The sequence below is a fragment of the Candidatus Thiopontia autotrophica genome, from assembly GCA_014384675.1.
Taxonomy (GTDB): Bacteria; Pseudomonadota; Gammaproteobacteria.
The window spans coordinates 46,877-63,335 of the sequence record JACNFK010000034.1; the positions used below are offsets into that span (position 1 = coordinate 46,877).

The 16,459-nt window shown below is 48.1% G+C and carries 18 protein-coding genes; 5 read left to right on the forward strand and 13 right to left on the reverse strand.

Annotated features, from left to right (window positions below):
* Window positions 1-31: 31 nt before the first annotated feature.
* From frr to rpsB, 4 genes are all read right to left on the reverse strand, one after another.
* Window positions 32-589: a ribosome recycling factor gene (gene frr / locus H8D24_06795; GenBank protein MBC8520095.1), complete on the reverse strand. Its 558-nt coding sequence runs from the start codon at window positions 587-589 to the stop codon at window positions 32-34.
* A 32-nt stretch (window positions 590-621) separates the two neighbouring features.
* Complete coding sequence (gene pyrH / locus H8D24_06800) at window positions 622-1,353, reverse strand: UMP kinase (protein MBC8520096.1); 732 nt, start codon at window positions 1,351-1,353, stop codon at window positions 622-624.
* A 122-nt stretch (window positions 1,354-1,475) separates the two neighbouring features.
* A complete protein-coding gene (locus H8D24_06805; protein ID MBC8520097.1) occupies window positions 1,476-2,357 on the reverse strand; it encodes an elongation factor Ts in 882 nt (293 codons plus the stop codon).
* 11 nt (window positions 2,358-2,368) lie between these two features.
* Window positions 2,369-3,184 carry a 30S ribosomal protein S2 gene (rpsB, locus tag H8D24_06810; protein MBC8520098.1) on the reverse strand — a complete coding sequence of 272 codons (816 nt, stop codon included), beginning with the start codon at window positions 3,182-3,184 and terminating at the stop codon, window positions 2,369-2,371.
* A 233-nt stretch (window positions 3,185-3,417) separates the two neighbouring features.
* Here rpsB and map point away from each other — a divergent pair, with 233 nt between their 5' ends.
* The 4 genes from map to H8D24_06830 all read left to right on the forward strand — a co-directional run bounded on the left by map (window position 3,418) and on the right by H8D24_06830 (window position 8,528).
* Window positions 3,418-4,191: a type I methionyl aminopeptidase gene (map, locus tag H8D24_06815; protein ID MBC8520099.1), complete on the forward strand. Its 774-nt coding sequence runs from the start codon at window positions 3,418-3,420 to the stop codon at window positions 4,189-4,191.
* A complete protein-coding gene (gene glnD / locus H8D24_06820; protein ID MBC8520100.1) occupies window positions 4,181-6,868 on the forward strand; it encodes a [protein-PII] uridylyltransferase in 2,688 nt (895 codons plus the stop codon). The genes map and glnD overlap by 11 nt, the downstream gene beginning before the upstream one ends.
* Window positions 6,868-7,215 carry a hypothetical protein gene (locus H8D24_06825; protein MBC8520101.1) on the forward strand — a complete coding sequence of 116 codons (348 nt, stop codon included), beginning with the start codon at window positions 6,868-6,870 and terminating at the stop codon, window positions 7,213-7,215. Before glnD ends, H8D24_06825 begins: the two co-directional genes overlap by 1 nt.
* A 74-nt stretch (window positions 7,216-7,289) precedes the next feature.
* Entirely contained in the window at window positions 7,290-8,528 is a 1,239-nt protein-coding gene (locus tag H8D24_06830) for an LL-diaminopimelate aminotransferase (GenBank protein MBC8520102.1), read from the forward strand.
* 182 nt (window positions 8,529-8,710) lie between these two features.
* Here the strand turns inward: H8D24_06830 and H8D24_06835 are convergent, their stop codons facing one another.
* Together H8D24_06835 and H8D24_06840 are read right to left on the reverse strand one after the other, a co-directional pair.
* The gene (locus tag H8D24_06835) at window positions 8,711-8,974 is read right to left on the reverse strand and encodes a type II toxin-antitoxin system RelE/ParE family toxin (GenBank protein MBC8520103.1); all 264 of its coding nucleotides are present in this window, start codon (window positions 8,972-8,974) and stop codon (window positions 8,711-8,713) included.
* A complete protein-coding gene (locus H8D24_06840; GenBank protein MBC8520104.1) occupies window positions 8,961-9,194 on the reverse strand; it encodes a CopG family transcriptional regulator in 234 nt (77 codons plus the stop codon). The genes H8D24_06835 and H8D24_06840 overlap by 14 nt, the downstream gene beginning before the upstream one ends.
* Before the next feature lie 228 nt (window positions 9,195-9,422).
* Here H8D24_06840 and H8D24_06845 point away from each other — a divergent pair, with 228 nt between their 5' ends.
* On the forward strand, window positions 9,423-9,725 hold the full coding sequence (locus H8D24_06845) for a hypothetical protein (GenBank protein MBC8520105.1): 303 nt from the start codon (window positions 9,423-9,425) through the stop codon (window positions 9,723-9,725).
* A gap of 8 nt (window positions 9,726-9,733) precedes the next feature.
* Here the strand turns inward: H8D24_06845 and H8D24_06850 are convergent, their stop codons facing one another.
* The 7 genes from H8D24_06850 to H8D24_06880 form a co-directional block, all read right to left on the reverse strand.
* Window positions 9,734-10,027: a putative addiction module antidote protein gene (locus H8D24_06850; protein ID MBC8520106.1), complete on the reverse strand. Its 294-nt coding sequence runs from the start codon at window positions 10,025-10,027 to the stop codon at window positions 9,734-9,736.
* Between the two features lie 3 nt (window positions 10,028-10,030).
* The gene (locus tag H8D24_06855) at window positions 10,031-10,324 is read right to left on the reverse strand and encodes a type II toxin-antitoxin system RelE/ParE family toxin (protein MBC8520107.1); all 294 of its coding nucleotides are present in this window, start codon (window positions 10,322-10,324) and stop codon (window positions 10,031-10,033) included.
* A gap of 38 nt (window positions 10,325-10,362) precedes the next feature.
* Complete coding sequence (gene tsaB, locus H8D24_06860) at window positions 10,363-11,052, reverse strand: tRNA (adenosine(37)-N6)-threonylcarbamoyltransferase complex dimerization subunit type 1 TsaB (GenBank protein MBC8520108.1); 690 nt, start codon at window positions 11,050-11,052, stop codon at window positions 10,363-10,365.
* A gap of 21 nt (window positions 11,053-11,073) precedes the next feature.
* Window positions 11,074-12,924, reverse strand: a complete 1,851-nt coding sequence (locus H8D24_06865; GenBank protein MBC8520109.1) for an ATP-dependent DNA helicase — start codon at window positions 12,922-12,924, stop codon at window positions 11,074-11,076.
* 89 nt (window positions 12,925-13,013) lie between these two features.
* Window positions 13,014-13,520: a hypothetical protein gene (locus tag H8D24_06870; protein MBC8520110.1), complete on the reverse strand. Its 507-nt coding sequence runs from the start codon at window positions 13,518-13,520 to the stop codon at window positions 13,014-13,016.
* A complete protein-coding gene (gene mrcB, locus H8D24_06875; GenBank protein MBC8520111.1) occupies window positions 13,504-15,726 on the reverse strand; it encodes a penicillin-binding protein 1B in 2,223 nt (740 codons plus the stop codon). The genes H8D24_06870 and mrcB overlap by 17 nt, the downstream gene beginning before the upstream one ends.
* 101 nt (window positions 15,727-15,827) lie before the next feature.
* Window positions 15,828-16,421, reverse strand: coding sequence for an SPOR domain-containing protein (locus tag H8D24_06880; GenBank protein MBC8520112.1), 594 nt, complete (start codon window positions 16,419-16,421; stop codon window positions 15,828-15,830).
* Window positions 16,422-16,459 lie beyond the last annotated feature (38 nt).

The window sequence follows — 16,459 nt, forward strand, 5'->3', positions numbered from 1 at the left end:
TGTGGATTATAGATTGAGGCTTGAGATACGCCTATATCTCCATCAGGTCATCTTCCTTAGCCTGAACTATTTTGCCCACCTCGGCGACATGCTGATCAGTCAACTTCTGCACATCATCAATGGCATCATGCTCTTCATCTTCAGAAATCTCCTTCTCCTTAAGCAGGTCCCTGAAATCACTATTGGCATCACGACGAATATTGCGGATAGCCACTTTGGCAGATTCACCCTCATGCTTGACCACACGAACCAGATCACGGCGCCTCTCTTCTGTCAACGGTGGCAGTGGAATACGTATAATAGTACCTGCAGTTGCAGGATTAAGGCCGAGATCAGCCTCCATAATCGCCTTCTCAATTGGCTGAACCATGGTTTTCTCCCATGGAACTATTGTCAATGTGCGTGAATCTGTGGCTGTAACATTGGCGACCTGATTCAAGGGGGTACTACTACCGTAGTAATCCACACTTATCTGTTCTAACAGGCTGGGGTGGGCACGACCAGCTCTAAGCTTGGAGAGCTCCCCCTTAAGCGATTCAACACTCTTCCCCATGCGCCCCTTCGCATCCTGTTTGATCTCATTAATCATTCTCAGAATTCCTTTCTAAACATCTTTAACCATCAAGACGCGGAAACCACCAATGTTCCCTCATCTTCACTCATCAACGCGCCACGCAAACCACCATGGCGCACCATATTAAATACCCTAAGCGGCATATTATGCTCCCGACAGAGAACAATTGCAGTCAAATCCATCACTCCAAGCTGCCTCTCGAGCACCTCATCATAACTTATACGCTTGATCAGTGTTGCATCTGGCTCCTTGACTGGATCTGCACTATACACTCCATCAACTTTGGTCGCTTTCATCACTACATCTGCCTTTATCTCAATACCTCTCAGGCATGCCGCAGTATCGGTTGTGAAAAAAGGATTGCCTGTACCAGCCGCAAACAGTACCACCTCTCCATTATCAAGTGCCGCAATCGCATCACGAGTTGTATATTCATCACAAACCTTGGAAATTTTGAATGCAGACATGGCTCTGGCAGCAATTCCAGCCTGATCCAATGCATCCCTCATTGCAATTGCATTCATGACAGTAGCCAGCATCCCTATCTGGTCACCAGTAACCCTGTCTACCCCGGCCTCTGCCAGACTGGCTCCACGACAGTAGTTACCCCCACCAATTACGATCGCTACCTGAACACCAAGTTTTGTAATTGCAGATATCTCCTCAACCATCTGTGCAAGAATTGTCGGATCTATACCCTGACAACCCTCTCCCATAAGAGCCTCCCCGCTCAGCTTAAGTAAAATGCGTCGATAGATTGGTCGATCTGACATCACAATTTCCTCTTCAAGTACAAAACATTAACCCATAAGGAGTCTGTTACTCCTACATATTAAAGTCAAAAAAAAGCCTTCCATAATAGAAGGCTTTCTCAAAACTCTAACAGCTAAAAAAGATCTCTCTAACCATTAATCTGAGCCATAACCTCATCCGCGAAGTTCTCTTCTCTCTTTTCGATTCCTTCACCCACCTCAAGACGTGCAAACTCCACGATGGTAGCCCCATTGGATTCCATCAATTGTGCGATAGTCTGATCTGCATCTTTTACAAAAGGCTGTCCAAGCAGAGTAACCTCATTGACAAATTTCTTCATTTTTCCAACCACCATCTTCTCAATGATGTTTTCAGGCTTGCCGCTCTCTACTGCCTGGGAAGAGAATATCTCTTTCTCCCTGGCCAAAACATCTGCCGGAATATCATCTTCAGAAAGTGCTATTGGACGGATTGCTGCCACATGCATGGAGACATCCTTGGCCAACAGAGCATCACCACCCTGCAGGGCAGTCATCACACCAATACGACCACCATGAGAATAGAATCCTATTACTCCACCTCTGGAATCAATTACAGAGAAACGACGCACTGTCATGTTCTCTCCCAGTTTCGCAATCAACTCCTGACGACGAACCTCAACGGTAGTAGACCCACCAGCCAGATCCATATCGGAAAGTACCGCCACATCCGCTGGTGATCCAGCCAGAACTGTTGACGCAATCTGATTGGCAAACTCAACGAACTCATCACCCTTGGCAACAAAGTCAGTCTCACAGTTCACCTCAACCATTACCCCACGTGAACCATCATCACTTACACTAATTGCCACAACACCTTCGGCTGCAACTCTTGATGCCTTCTTGTCAGCCTTGGCCAAACCAGATTTTCTCAGGTTCTCAATAGCTACATCTATATCACCATCAGTCTCAACAAGTGCTTTTTTGCACTCCATCATGCCGGCACCAGTGCGTTCTCGCAGCTCTTTTACCTGACTTGCTGTAATTGCCATCCCTTATCTCCTTATCCTTGCTCAGACTCTTCTTCAGTGGCAGCAACTGCTGTCTCTGCAGGCGCATCTGCTGCTGCTTCAACCTTCTCTTTCACTGGCGCCTTCTCTGTTGCTGGCGCCTTCTCTTCAGCAGGTGCTGCTGTAGTTGTTGCCGCCTTGGCATCTAAAATCGCATCTGCAGCCGCACGAACATAGAGTTGAATTGCACGAATTGCATCATCATTTCCAGGAATCACATAATCCACATCCTCAGGATTATTATTGGTGTCTACAACCCCAATAACCGGAATTTTCAACTTTCTGGCCTCATTGATCGCAATACCTTCATGACCTGTATCAACCACGATAATTGCTGATGGCAGACCACCCATATCCTGGATTCCACCCAATGTATGCTCAAGCTTATCCAGCTCACGAGACATCATCAGCCCCTCTTTTTTGGTCAATCTTTCCAGACGACCATCATCACGCATCGCCTGAATATCTTTCAAACGACGAATAGACTGCTTAACAGTCTTGAAATTTGTAAGCATTCCACCAAGCCAGCGGTGGTTAACGTATGGCATACCCGCACGCTCTGCCTCTTCGCGCACAGTCTTTTGAGCAGCACGCTTGGTTCCAACAAACAGGACCTTGCCATTCTTGGCTGCAACACCACCAATGAAGTTCATTGCATCCTGAAACATTGGCAATGTCTTCTCAAGGTTGATGATATGGATTTTGTTACGATCCCCAAAAATATATGGGGCCATCTTTGGATCCCAAAAACGGGTCTGGTGGCCAAAATGGACACCGGCTTCAAGCATTTGTCTCATAGAAACGGACATATTTTTTCTCTCTCTATATTTTCGCAACTGTTTGACTTGATAGTTAAATAACAGTTACTTTGGGTTTAGCCTCCGCATACCTGATGACCCCAATCACCTGTTAAAGCGACACCCGGGCTCATAATGACAGCATGCGTGTGAATTAAATTTACACTTTCTCTCACAGAAAATGCGCGCGAAGTATACTACGCACTACCTTTTTAGACAAACATACTTTCTGTAATTACCTCATTATGAGCATCATCATCAAAACTGACAAAGAGATTGAGAAAATGCGTGTCGCTGGACGGCTGGCCGCTGATGTATTGGTCATGATCGAACCACATGTTGTCACAGGTATTACTACAGAAGCGCTTGACCAGATATGCCATGACTATATCGTCAATGTGCAGAAGGCAACTCCTGCCCCTCTCAACTACCATGGCTTCCCCAAATCAATCTGCACCTCAGTCAACCACGTTATCTGCCATGGAATTCCCGGCAAGAAGAGGTTAAAAAAGGGAGATATCATCAATATTGATATCACTGTAATAAAGGATGGGTATCATGGTGACACCAGCAAGATGTTTACCATTGGCAAGGTCCCAATTCGGGCACAGCGTCTTGTTCAGGTATCGAGAGAGTGTCTACTCAAGGGAATTGCACTTGTAAAGCCAGGAGTCCACCTGGGAGATATCGGCCACATCATTCAGAAACACGCAGAGAAATATAATTTCTCGGTAGTTCACGAGTACTGTGGTCATGGTATCGGTAAAGAGTTCCATGAGGAGCCACAAGTTTTACACTATGGTGAACAGGGAACCGGCCCGATATTGGAAGCGGGGATGATTTTCACCATAGAACCCATGATAAATGCCGGAAAACGTCACAGCAGACTTAATCCAACTGACAACTGGACTGTCACCACCAAGGATCGTAGCCTATCTGCACAGTGGGAACATACCCTACTGGTGACCGAGGATGGTGTTGAAGTCCTGACACGCAGAGAGGAAGAGGATGACCTCTAACCCACTGAGTGATTCGCTGAATCAAGCACTCACTGAGGCGGTTGGTGGCAAGATTGTTGACTCACTCAAAATTCGGGAAATCCTCAAAGCTAGCCAACAAAACATAGCCCGACAGTTTCACGATGGCCATTCCGCCCGTAACCTTATCAGGGCTCGTAGTGATGTAATTGATCTTATATTAAGGAAGATTTGGGGAAATTTAGCCTCCAATAAATCTGCCGCATCTCTCATTGCAGTTGGAGGATATGGTCGTCGTGAACTTCACCCCTTTTCTGACATTGACCTGCTGATTATTCCCCAAGAGGGGGAAGATAGTAAACCAATTGAGTCTTTCATCACCCTGCTTTGGGATCTGGGTCTGCAAATCGGCCATAGTGTACGCTCTCTCCATGAATGCATTGAGGAGGGACGTGCGGACATTACCGTGGCTACCAACCTGCTGGAATCACGCCTGCTATCAGGGTCGGAAGAGGTATTTACCAAACTACAGCAACTCATCACTGACGACTCCATCTGGCCCAGTGGCCCTTTTTTTATAGCCAAGCGAAATGAACAGAGGGCACGACTGGAGAAACAGAATGACACCGCCTACAACCTGGAACCAAACATCAAAGAGGGGCCTGGCGGACTACGAGATATCCAGAATATCATCTGGGTAACACGTCGCCACTTTGGATCCAGCGGAAAAGAGCACCATCCAGATAGCACAGCTGTCAGGTCTCAATATCTTGATGAACTGATTGACCACAATTTCCTGACCGAAGAGGAGTCTGCTGATCTTAATGCCGGACAAGAGAGGCTATGGGAGATCCGTTTTGCACTGCACCTGATTGCAGAACGTGCGGAAGAGCGTCTTCTATTTGAGCATCAGCCAGAGCTGGCAAAATATTTTGGGCATCTCGATAGCGAACGAGGCATTGGGGTGGAATCTTTCATGCACAGCTATTTCAGGATAATCAGAGAACTCTCTCTGCTTAATGAGATGCTGTTACAACTATTTGAAGAAAAGCTGTTGACCCCATCCGAGGATAAGGCCCCTGTCACTATTGATAAACACTTTGGAATCAGTGGGGGCTATCTCACCATCTTGCACAAAGACTCCCTCAAGAGAGACCCGTCCCTGATTCTTTTGCTCTTCACAACCCTTCGTGACCATCCAGAGATCAAAGGGGTAACTGCAGAAACCATTCGTCATATACGTACGGCTCGCCATACTATTGATTCAGACTTCAGACAGAACAACAAAAACCAGCAACTATTTCTGCAACTATTCTATCAACCAGAGGGGTTAACCCACACTCTACGTCACATGAATAGGTACGGAATACTTGGAGCCTACCTTCCAGCTTTTGAGCGCATAGTTGGTCTAATGCAGTATGATCTTTTCCATGCCTACACAGTTGACGAACACACGCTGTTTGTAATTCGTAATCTTAGAAGATTGACAATTCCCGAGTTTCACCACGAGTCTCCCAAGCTAAGTGAGCTTATTCTCAAAATCAGCCACCCCGAACGTCTCTATCTAGCCGCACTATTTCATGATATTGCCAAGGGACGTAACGGAGACCACTCACAACTTGGTGTCCAGGTAGTTCAGGAGTTCTGCCAACAACACCAGATCGACAAAAAGAGCACTGATGAGATTTCATGGTTAGTTCAAAACCATCTCACCATGTCCACAGTTGCACAGAGAAAAGATATTGATGACCCTGCAGAGATTCACGCCTTTGCAAAAAAAGTTGTCCAACAGTCGCGTCTTGAGAAGCTCTACCTTCTTACAGTTGCAGATATACGTGCCACCAACAGCACGCTATGGAACCACTTCAAAGACTCCCTGCTATCACGCCTCTATCAACAAACATGCAATGTCCTGAAACAAGATACAAGCCCCGATGTTATTGCCGAAAGAGATATGGTGGAGCATCGCAAGGTGGAGGTAATGGGCATCCTGACACAGAAGGGAGTACTAACCAGAGATATAGAACAACTTTGGAAGAACTTTGAGGAAGAGTATTTTCAAAAGCATGACTCCAGAGAAATATACTGGCATACCCGCTCCATACTAAACACCAAACAGCTTCCACTGATCCAGTTCAATAGAGAGAGCCACCATGGAGGAAGCGAGATTCTTATATATGACAGAGATCGTCAGTTCCTGTTCTCAATTCTGGTCCACACTATGGAGTCTTTAGGTCTCAATATCCATGCTGCAAAAATCAACACCACACTTGATAGCCATGCACTGGATCTGTTTACCGTACTTGATCAACACGGAGAAACCATCCAGGACAGAGAGTGGATGGACAAAATCAGGGCGACTATTCGTAGTGAGATCAACCATCCAACCCTGCTGTCTCAACCTGTAAGCTTCCGTCACTCTCGTCATCAGAAACACTTTCGCGGAAACAGTAGCGTCACATTCCGTCAAGACAGAAGAAAACAGCAAACCATTCTCGAGATCAATACAACTGACCGTCCAGGCCTCCTCTCCACTATCTGTCGCTCCCTGATGAATTGCAATATTCGAGTACATGCCGCAAAAATTGCAACCCTGGGGGAACGGGTAGAAGATCTATTCTGGGTTACCAACCAGAACAACTCACCACTTGATAACAACGAACAGAACCTCTCAATCAGCAACCAAATCAGAGAGGCTCTGGACTGCAACAACCAATAATGGACAACAACACAGACAACCCATTTATGGCAGAGTGGTCAGAACAGGGACACACAGTCTGTCTTGGACACTGGCAGATTAGCTATAAAGGAAAACCAATCCAGCTTCCATTGGCAAAAAGAGATGAGGAGATGGGAACCTTTGGAATCTATAGCTATCTCTATCCAGATGATCCGGAATTTGCTGAAGGGCTGGAAGAGGACGAATGGATTCTGGAGAACATGGAGTGGATCACCAACTTTTTTGAGACAAACAATATCCCCCTTGATGAGCAACATCTGAGCTGGTTCTACCAGGCGATAAACCAAAATGACTGGAGCTGCGGGAGCTGCGGTGGGTGCATATAACCCGAGTAATCGTTACAATCCCGCAACAATTTTCAACGTACAGATAATTTTCAGTAAACAAGGATAGAAAAAACATGGAAAGCTATATCCAGCAACTATTCGCCGACCGCATCGGTGGCAATCAGTTTGGCAAAGACACCAACATCTACAAGTTCGAAAAGATCAAACGGGCAAAGCGTGCAGCCATGGAGGCCAACCCAGAGACAGAGATGATCGATATGGGTGTTGGGGAGCCAGACTGGATGGCAGAACCTGAGGTTATCGAGGTGCTATACCAAGAGGCCAAAAACTGGGAGAACCGTGGCTATACCGACAATGGAGTACAGCCCTTCAAGGATGCAGCTGCCGTTTACATGGATAGTGTGTTCGGGGTCAAAGGGCTGGATCCAAACAGTGAGATCAACCATGGAATTGGCAGCAAGCCTGTTCTTGCACTACTCCCTATGGCCTTTATCAACCCCGGAGACATCACCATCATGACTACCCCGGGATACCCACTGCTGGGAACAACCACCCAGGGAGTTGGAGGTGAAGTAGTCAACCTTCCGCTGCTAGAGGAGAATGACTTTCTTCCCGATCTGGACGCGCTCACTGACGACCAGAAGAAGAGAGCGAAACTGCTCTACCTCAACTACCCAAACAACCCCACCGGTGCAGTTGCTACCGAGACCTTCTACAAGAAGGCGATCCAGTTTGCCAAGGAGAACGGCGTCATGATCGTCTCCGACGAGGCCTATGCTGCACTCACCTTTGATGGCGAGAAACCATACTCCTTCCTCAATGTGGAGGGGGCAAAAGAGGTTGGTGTTGCCATTCAATCACTATCCAAGGCCTACAACATGACCGGATGGCGTCTGGCATTTATTGCCGGTAACGAGCTAATGGTAAAGGCGTTCGCAGCCATCAAGGACAATAACGACTCTGGCCAGTTTGCCGCCATTCAGCAGGCTGGAGTCTACTGCCTGCAACACCCCGAGATCACCGAAAAGACCAGTGCCAAATACTCCAGAAGGCATAATCTACTGGTTGATGCACTCACCAGTGCAGGATTTGAGATCAAGAAACCCAAAGCCACATTCTACCTCTACGTAAAGGCCCCAACTGGAACCAGAGATGGAATCACATTTGACAGTGGTGAGGCATTCTCCCAATACCTGATCAAAGAGAAGATGATCTCCACCGTACCCTGGGATGATGCAGGTAACTTTATCCGCTTCTCCGTCACCTTTGTTGCCAAGGATGAGGCCGATGAGGAGAGGGTAATTGGAGAGATCAAAAAGAGACTTGGAGGTGGGGAGTTTATTTTTGACTAAAATCCTCAACCGATAAAAAGGAAAAAGCCCCATGAATAAACATCATGGGGCTTTTTTTGTAATGTCTATTATCGACCCTTTTCTGCCTTTCATAAAAAACAACATGGCTTTCGAACGCCTACAATCACCCGACGCGTAAGGAACGCAGCGACTGTGGTGGTAGCAGTCGGGGCATTGTATTGTTAGCTGCTTTTATATACTTTACTACGATGTGCGACCTTGACTACAAATACTACAAGCTCTGCATCCTGGATCTCATACAGAATTCGATACACACCATGCCTTATTCTATATTTTTCCTGCCCTGAAAGTTTAATGGAACCTTTTGCTCTTGGGTTTTTGCACAATGATTCAATCCGTTTCAGGATTTGTTTTACATCATGATTAGGGATGCTACGTAAATCTTTAGCTACAGATTTTTTGAAAGCAAGGCTATAGCTTGCCATGGGACGATAAATCTTTCAAAAGCTCTTCATAGCTTAGGATTGGCTCATCTGCTCTTTTTTCAAAAACACTCAAATCTTCCTGATCCTCTTGTAAAGCAATACGTACAGCCTCATTAACCACCTCAGATACTGAGATATGGGCTGTTGCTGCTTTCATTCGCAAAGCGAGGTGAATGCTGGGGTCAAAATAAACTGTAGATCTTTTTGATAACTCACTCATAATTATAGTCCTCTTCAGCGAAGAATAGCGTTATGACGTCATAACGTCAATCTTTATTTTATAGCTAACGAATAAGGATAGATCGTGCGCAGCCACGATCTATCCTTATTCGTTAGGGCCCGCCGCTGTTGAAGGTCAGGTCGAACACCGTGTCGGTCATCCAGCGTTTAAAGCCCGCGTTGTCCATGTGGTGAGGTTATCGAGTTTGACTACAGAAACTTTGGAGGAATGATCGATAGGAGTCGTGAGCTGATCAATTCTGGTGCGCAGACCATCTATGAGGCCACGTTCAGCGAAAACAGTGTGCTGGTGATGGTCGACATCCTCCATCTCGGGGATGATAGCTGGGAGCTCTATGAGGTAAAGTCATCCACCGGGGTGAGGCCGTACCATCTGGATGATGCTGCAATTCAGTGGCATGTTCTTAAACATGCAGGACTCAAACTCTCAATGGCTGCAATTGTGGTGCTCAACAACCAGTACAGGCGCAAAGATGAGCTTTTCACTAGACGGGGGCGAAACCGGTATTAGCGCAAGGTTTAAATTGTTGGTTGCACTGTAAACTTAAATCCCAACGCCTTTGCTACTTTAGCTACTGTTGAAAATGTGGGATTACCTTCTGGAGACAACGCCTTATAAAGCCCTTCACGAGTAATGCCTGTTTCTCTGGCAAGCTGGCTCATATTTTTAGCACGTGCAATAACTCCCAAAGCATGAACAATAAATGCTGGATCATCTCCTGCTTCTTCTAGGCAGGCTTCTAAGTACAACTGGATCTCTTCTTCGGTTTTAAGATGTTCAGCTGAATCCCAACGAGTAGTAGTAATGGTCATAATTCAATCCTCAATCTGCTTAGCAATTTCTTTGGCTCTTGTAATATCTGATGTTTGTGTGCTTTTATCACCGCCGGATAGAAGTATGACTACAACAGGGCCTTGTTGTATGAAATACACTCTGTAGCCTGGGCCATAAAAGATGCGTAATTCACTGACACCTTCTCCTACCGGAGCAACATCACCGAAATTACCCATTTCCACCCTATCAATACGGGCTTGGATACGCGCTTTAGCTCTTCGGTCTCTTAAACCATCAAACCATTTGCTAAATATCTCTGTTTTTCGGATTTCCATTACATGTTAACTGTAGTTAACATGTCTTCATTTGTCAACTATAGTTCACTATTGTGGTGAACCACCTGGTTCCTTAAATAGACGGGTTGTGCCTCTTCTGGGCTTAACACCCTTCCACATTCAAACTCATGAAGAGCCAACCGGGCAATCTCTTTTGCATGGGGGAGTGCATCACCATCCATCTGAACCAGGTTCTCCCCAAGGTGTTCCTTAAGCTCTTCTCTGTAGCTCTCAAACCCACTGCCTACTCCAACCCATGGGCCTTGCAGTTTTTTAATCTTGTTTGGTGGAAGCACAGATTCTTCGCCTATTAATTCGGGAAGGGATTGATTGTTGATCTGATAGTAACCACAGTAGACCTCTCCCATTCTGGCATCAATGGCCGCCAAGATATTCCTGTTTTGATTTTCCCTGTATGAGGCAAAGGCAAGGGCTGCCAGTGATGAGACCGGGATTACCGGAAGACTAGCCCCATAAGCCAACCCCTGCACTACTCCTGCTGTAATCCTCAGTCCGGTAAAACTACCAGGCCCCCTGTCAAAAGCGATGGCATCCAGTGCGGTGAGTTGGAGAGCTGCCTCTGAGAGTAGCTCATCCACCATTGGCAGTATCCGCTGGGTGTGGCCACGCGGTGTTATCTCAAACCTCTCTACCACCTCATCTCCCACCAGCAGTGCAGCTGAACACCCCTCGGTGACTGTATCGATGGCCAGTATTTTACTGCTCATGCTGCCGCCTCTCTTTTCTGCTCATGCTGCCGCCTCCCTATGTTCTCTGCCAAAGAACTCTCTTACATCCTCAATATCCCTGGTTCTTGCCATATCCGGAAGACTGTTGAGGAAAGTATGGCCGTAGCTTTTCTTCAGTAGACGAGGATCACAAACTACGAAGACACCTCTATCCTCCACGTCCCGAATCAACCTCCCTGCCCCCTGGCGCAGTGCAATTACCGCCCGGGGCAGCTGTAGCTCCATAAATGCATTTCGCCCATCGCTATTGAGGGCATCAATCTTTGCCTGCAGTACCGGGTCACCCGGAGAGGCGAAAGGAAATTTATCAATAATCACACAGGAGAGCGCCTCCCCACGGACATCGACACCCTCCCAGAAACTGGAGGCTCCAAGCAGCAGTGCATTCCCCAGTCGACGAAAACGGTCAATCAGTCTGCTCCGAGGGGCCTCTCCCTGAACCAGCAGGGGAAACTCTATATCCCTCTCGCGCAGATATTCTGCCGCATAACGCAGCGCACGGTGACTGGTGAAGAGAAGAAAGGTACGCCCCTGGCTGGCCTCGATAACCGGCAGCACGGCCTCCATCATTCTCTCGCCATAGTCTGGGCTATTGGGCTGCGGAAGCCCCTGTGGGTGAAAGAAGAGAGACTGGTTCTGAAAATCAAAAGGGCTCTCCCAGTGGAATGTCTCCGCCTCGTCAATCCCGAACTCGCGCAGGAAGTGGTCGAAGCTCTCACCTACAGTCATCGTGGCCGAGGTAAATATCCATCCACAGTTCCGGGCCGCCATATGGCTCTGAAATGTCTCACTGATCTCAAGCGGGGTGTGATGTATAGAGAAACCGTTTTTACGCAGTTCCATCCAGTGAATCTGTCCCGCTGGTGCCACTCCCGTAAGACGAATAAAGCCATCTAGCAGCTCCTTTCCGCGCTGTGCACACCCCTCCAGCCCCTTCCCTCGATCGGCAACTTTTTCCAATTCAACAGCAATCTGTCTGATCGCCTGCTGGAGAGCCTCGGCCTCATCATGAAATTCTGGTTTAGCGGAGAGTTGAGCCCACGGGTAACGCCCTATTCTGTCACCCATGATAAGGCGGAAGTCGGCCACTGCCTTTTTCAGGTCATCTGCACACTGTTGAAGTGGCTTGTGGTCTGGCGCATCGGTTAGATACTCCGCAACAGTGTCTTCTGCCAACTCCTGTAGCTGGCGGTGGCTGATACGCTCTCCAAAGAAGCTCGTTGCTGTCTCTGCCAGCTGGTGAGCCTCATCAAAAATAACCGCATTGGCGCCCGGCAACAGCTCCCCAAAACCCTCATCTCTCAGCGCCATATCAGCAAAGAAGAGGTGGTGGTTGACCACTACCAAGTCAGCCTCCTGTGCCCTGCGTCGCGCATTGGCCACGTGACATTCATCCCACTCCGGGCACTCCTGGCCAAGACAGTTGTCTGCAGTAGATGTAACTCTGGGCCAGAGTAGATCACCCTCTTCCACATCGCTCATCTCGGAGATATCACCACTAACAGTCTCCATCGCCCAGCGTCTGATCTTCATGAATTTGGCAGATTCCCTCCTGGAGTAGAATCGTCCCTGATCTTCAGTAAGATTTAACCGATGGATACATAGATAGTTGGATCGCCCCTTTAGCAGCGCAGTAATTGATGAAGCCCCCAGAATCTTGCGTACTGTTGGAAGATCTCGATGATAGAGTTGATCCTGCAGATTCTTGGTTCCAGTAGAGATAATGATCCGCTTGCCAGAGAGCAGCGCTGGCACCAGGTAAGCATAGGTCTTTCCTGTCCCCGTTCCCGCCTCAGCCACCAGAACTTTCTCTTCACCTATTGCTGCATCTACCGCATCCGCCATCTCCATCTGCGGATGACGGGGCTGGAATCCATCTATTGCATCAGCAAATGGACCTTTTTCACCAAGAACTTCTGAAGGAGCACTAAAATCCACCGCTAGTTACCTGCTCTGCGCCTTGCCTGAATTGCCCCTGACGAGTCTCCAAGTGCATCCTTTGCCTGCGCAATCAGAGACCAGTTCTCCTGTTGCAGAACTGGTTTTCCGGTTGCCAGCCGATTTGAGCGCTGCGCCAGAGTTACACTCTCCTCATAAGATGACTGCCTGTAGCGAATTCTGGCAAGATCATGCCAAAGAGTTGCCCTCTGTGAATCAATCCGCAGCGCCCGTTCCAGTAACACCTCTGCTTTTGAATCATCCCCCTGCTGCAGCGCAGACTCAATCTGTCTGAGTATCTCCTGCAATGGATCCGGGGTCTCTCCCGCTACTGGCGGCGACCGTCTGACCACTGCCTTAGCTACTGGATATTTAATTGACGGCGAGTACCCTTCTCCGGTCGAGAGCGAGTGATCCTCAACCGGTATCCTTGAGGTTGCCGCACAACCGGCAATCGACAACAGGCCAATTATTAAAATCCATTTCAGTACGCTATCCATTTGCGCCACATTGTACCGCTCTATTTGGCTCACTGCCCTCGATAAAGGGAATCTCCATGGAATCTGGACATTCTCTGGCTGTGCTTGACCCATCCGCATCAACCCACACCTTTACCACCCCCTCGGGATAGAGGAGATTGAGCGGGGTTACTGGTAGCCGAGACATCAATTTACCCCATACCCGCAGTGCCCCAGATGAGCCGGTAAGGCCTGCCGGATTATTATCATCTCTACCCATCCAGATCACGGCCAGGCGATCACCACTAAACCCTGCAAACCAGCTGTCCCGCAACTCATCTGTGGTACCGGTCTTGCCTGCCAGACCCATTGATGGTGATACCACCTTGTTTAGATAACGTGCCGTTCCAGATCTAACAACCTGCTGCATCCCCCACTGCAACAGGGCAATGGCTTTTGGTGAGGCAACCTCTTCAAGATGCAGTGGATAACGGTTGAGCGGCGCCCCATTACGGTTCATTACTGCACGTATGGAGCGCAGTGGTGAGCGCACCCCTCCACCTGCAAGAGGCTGATAAAGCTTTGCAACATCAAGTGGTGACAGCTCCAGGGAGCCAAGAAAAATTGATGGGTAACGGGGGATATCACGTTCCACCCCAAGCCGCTTCAAGGTGTGGGCAACCCTTCCAACTCCAAGGTCCACCCCCAACCTTGCTGTAGAGAGATTATAAGAGTGGCTCAGTGCACGGTGGAGCTGAACATCTCCATGATACTTGCGGTCATAATTCATCGGTCGCCACCGATTCTTGCCTTTTCCAAGCTCAAACGGTCTATCTACCAATGGGGTTATCAACGTATAACGTTCCGGCTGTTCCAGGGCTGTCAGGTAGATTGCCGGCTTTACCAGTGAACCAATTGGACGAACAGCATTCAATGCGCGATTGAATCCGGCAGCACGAGAGTCCCTTCCTCCAACTATCGCCTCCACCTCTCCATTATCCGGACTGATTACAACGACAGCCCCCTGTAGATTACGCTTGCCTCCATTTTTGAGCTCGCCAATTCTCTCTCTCAGACTCTCTTCCGCAGCAGACTGTACCTCTGGATTGAGAGTTGTGAAAATCTGCAAACCTGCAGATACAAGATCCTCTCTGTTGTAATCGCGCAGAATCTGCCTACGTACAAGGTCAAGAAAAGCTGGGTGGCGTGACTCGCCTGATGGAGCCTGCTCCAACACACCAAGCGGAGAGTGCTTTGCCATCACAGCCTCATTTTCAGAGATCTCTCCCTGCTGCAGCAGAAGATCAACAATCATATTTCTACGCTGCTTGGCCCTCTCTGGATGTCTCCTCGGGTTATACCATGATGGCCCCTTTAACATCCCAACCAGCAGTGCCGATTTGGCAAGCGTAAGCTGGCCGGCATCATGCCCAAAGAAGAATCTACTGGCCATCCCTACTCCGTGGATTGCACGGCGCTGATCCTGTCCAAAGTAGACCTCATTCAGATAGGCCTCAAGAATCTCGCTCTTCTGAAAGTTGGACTCCAGAATAAAGGTGATCAAAAGCTCCTGGAACTTCCTCCATAAAGTACGTTCTCTGGTCAAGAACATATTCTTGGCCAACTGCTGGGTCAGCGTGCTCCCACCCTGAACTGCCTTTCCAGCACGTAGATTGGCAAATAGAGCTCTAGCCATCCCTGCCGGACTGACCCCTATGTGATCATAAAAAGATCGATCCTCTACCGTAGTAAGGGTGCGGACAAAGATATCTGGCACATCCTCCAGGCGAAGAAGAATCCTGTCCTCCCCATGAGATGGATAAAAACTGCCGATGGGCAGAGGATCCAGCCTGACAACCCCGACATCATCCCCCTCTATCAGATCAACTATTCTGGAGATTTTCCCCCGGTTGATAGAGACCCGAATCTGCCTGGACTTCTCTATCCCGTCCCAGAAATGAAACCGTCTGCTATGGAGTGAAACGGTATCTTCTTGATGAAGATAACTGCCCTCATTGCGAGAAAGAGAGCCGGGTTTTTTTTGGTAACCCAACTGATCAAGTGAATTAACCAGTTGATCAGCATCTATTGTCTTCCCGGCATAAAGCTCAAGTGGAGAGGCGTATACTCGTGCAGGCAGCTCCCACCGTTTGCCTTCAAACTGATCACGAACCGTAAAATCCAGCCACAACGTATAGAGCAATAAAATTGGCAGCAAAACAATAGTGCCAAACTGGAACAATCTGCGTAACAGCATACGTAACCACCCACGTCTGGCGAGGTGGCGCTTATTGCCTTTTTGTGGCCCTCTTTTTTTTATCGTTTTCTTCTGATGACCAGATCTGTTTCTGGCACTGCTCACTTAAGGGAACGAACCATTGATTTAACCTGATCTACCTTGAATTCCCGATCAATTTTCTTACTCATCTCCTTAGCCTCTTTTTTTGAGGCCAGAGACTCGGTAACAATACGCAGACTCTTTTTACCTTTTCTGGTTATCTCGCTCAGTCTTACCTTGTACCCCTTGGACTGCATCTTCTTCAGAAAACTCTCAGCCCGCTTTCTGCTCTTTGCTCCATAACTTACCACCTGTACCTCATATCTCTTGCCACTCTCCTTGGCCTTACTCTCCGCTACCGGAGTACTCTTCCCTGGTTTACTCTCTGGCTTGGATTTTGGTTTAACCTCTGGCTTGGGTGTGGCCACTGGCCTGGAAACAGGTTTGGAGGCAGGCTTCGGCTTGGCAGGCCGCTTTGGAGTTGGCAAGAAATCATCATCACTAATCTCAATAACCGTCTTGGGAAGATTATCAGGCCATGGAGGGATATTGCTCTCCATCAGCTTCACCTCTTCACGAGGATCATCCATCAGAAAAGGGACCAGAATAACAGCCAGTGAAACCAGAACAATTCCACCAATAATGCGTTGTTTTAATTCAACTTTCTGAAGCACAATCGACCCCTCTCTCCAATATAAATAGTTACAAAAGC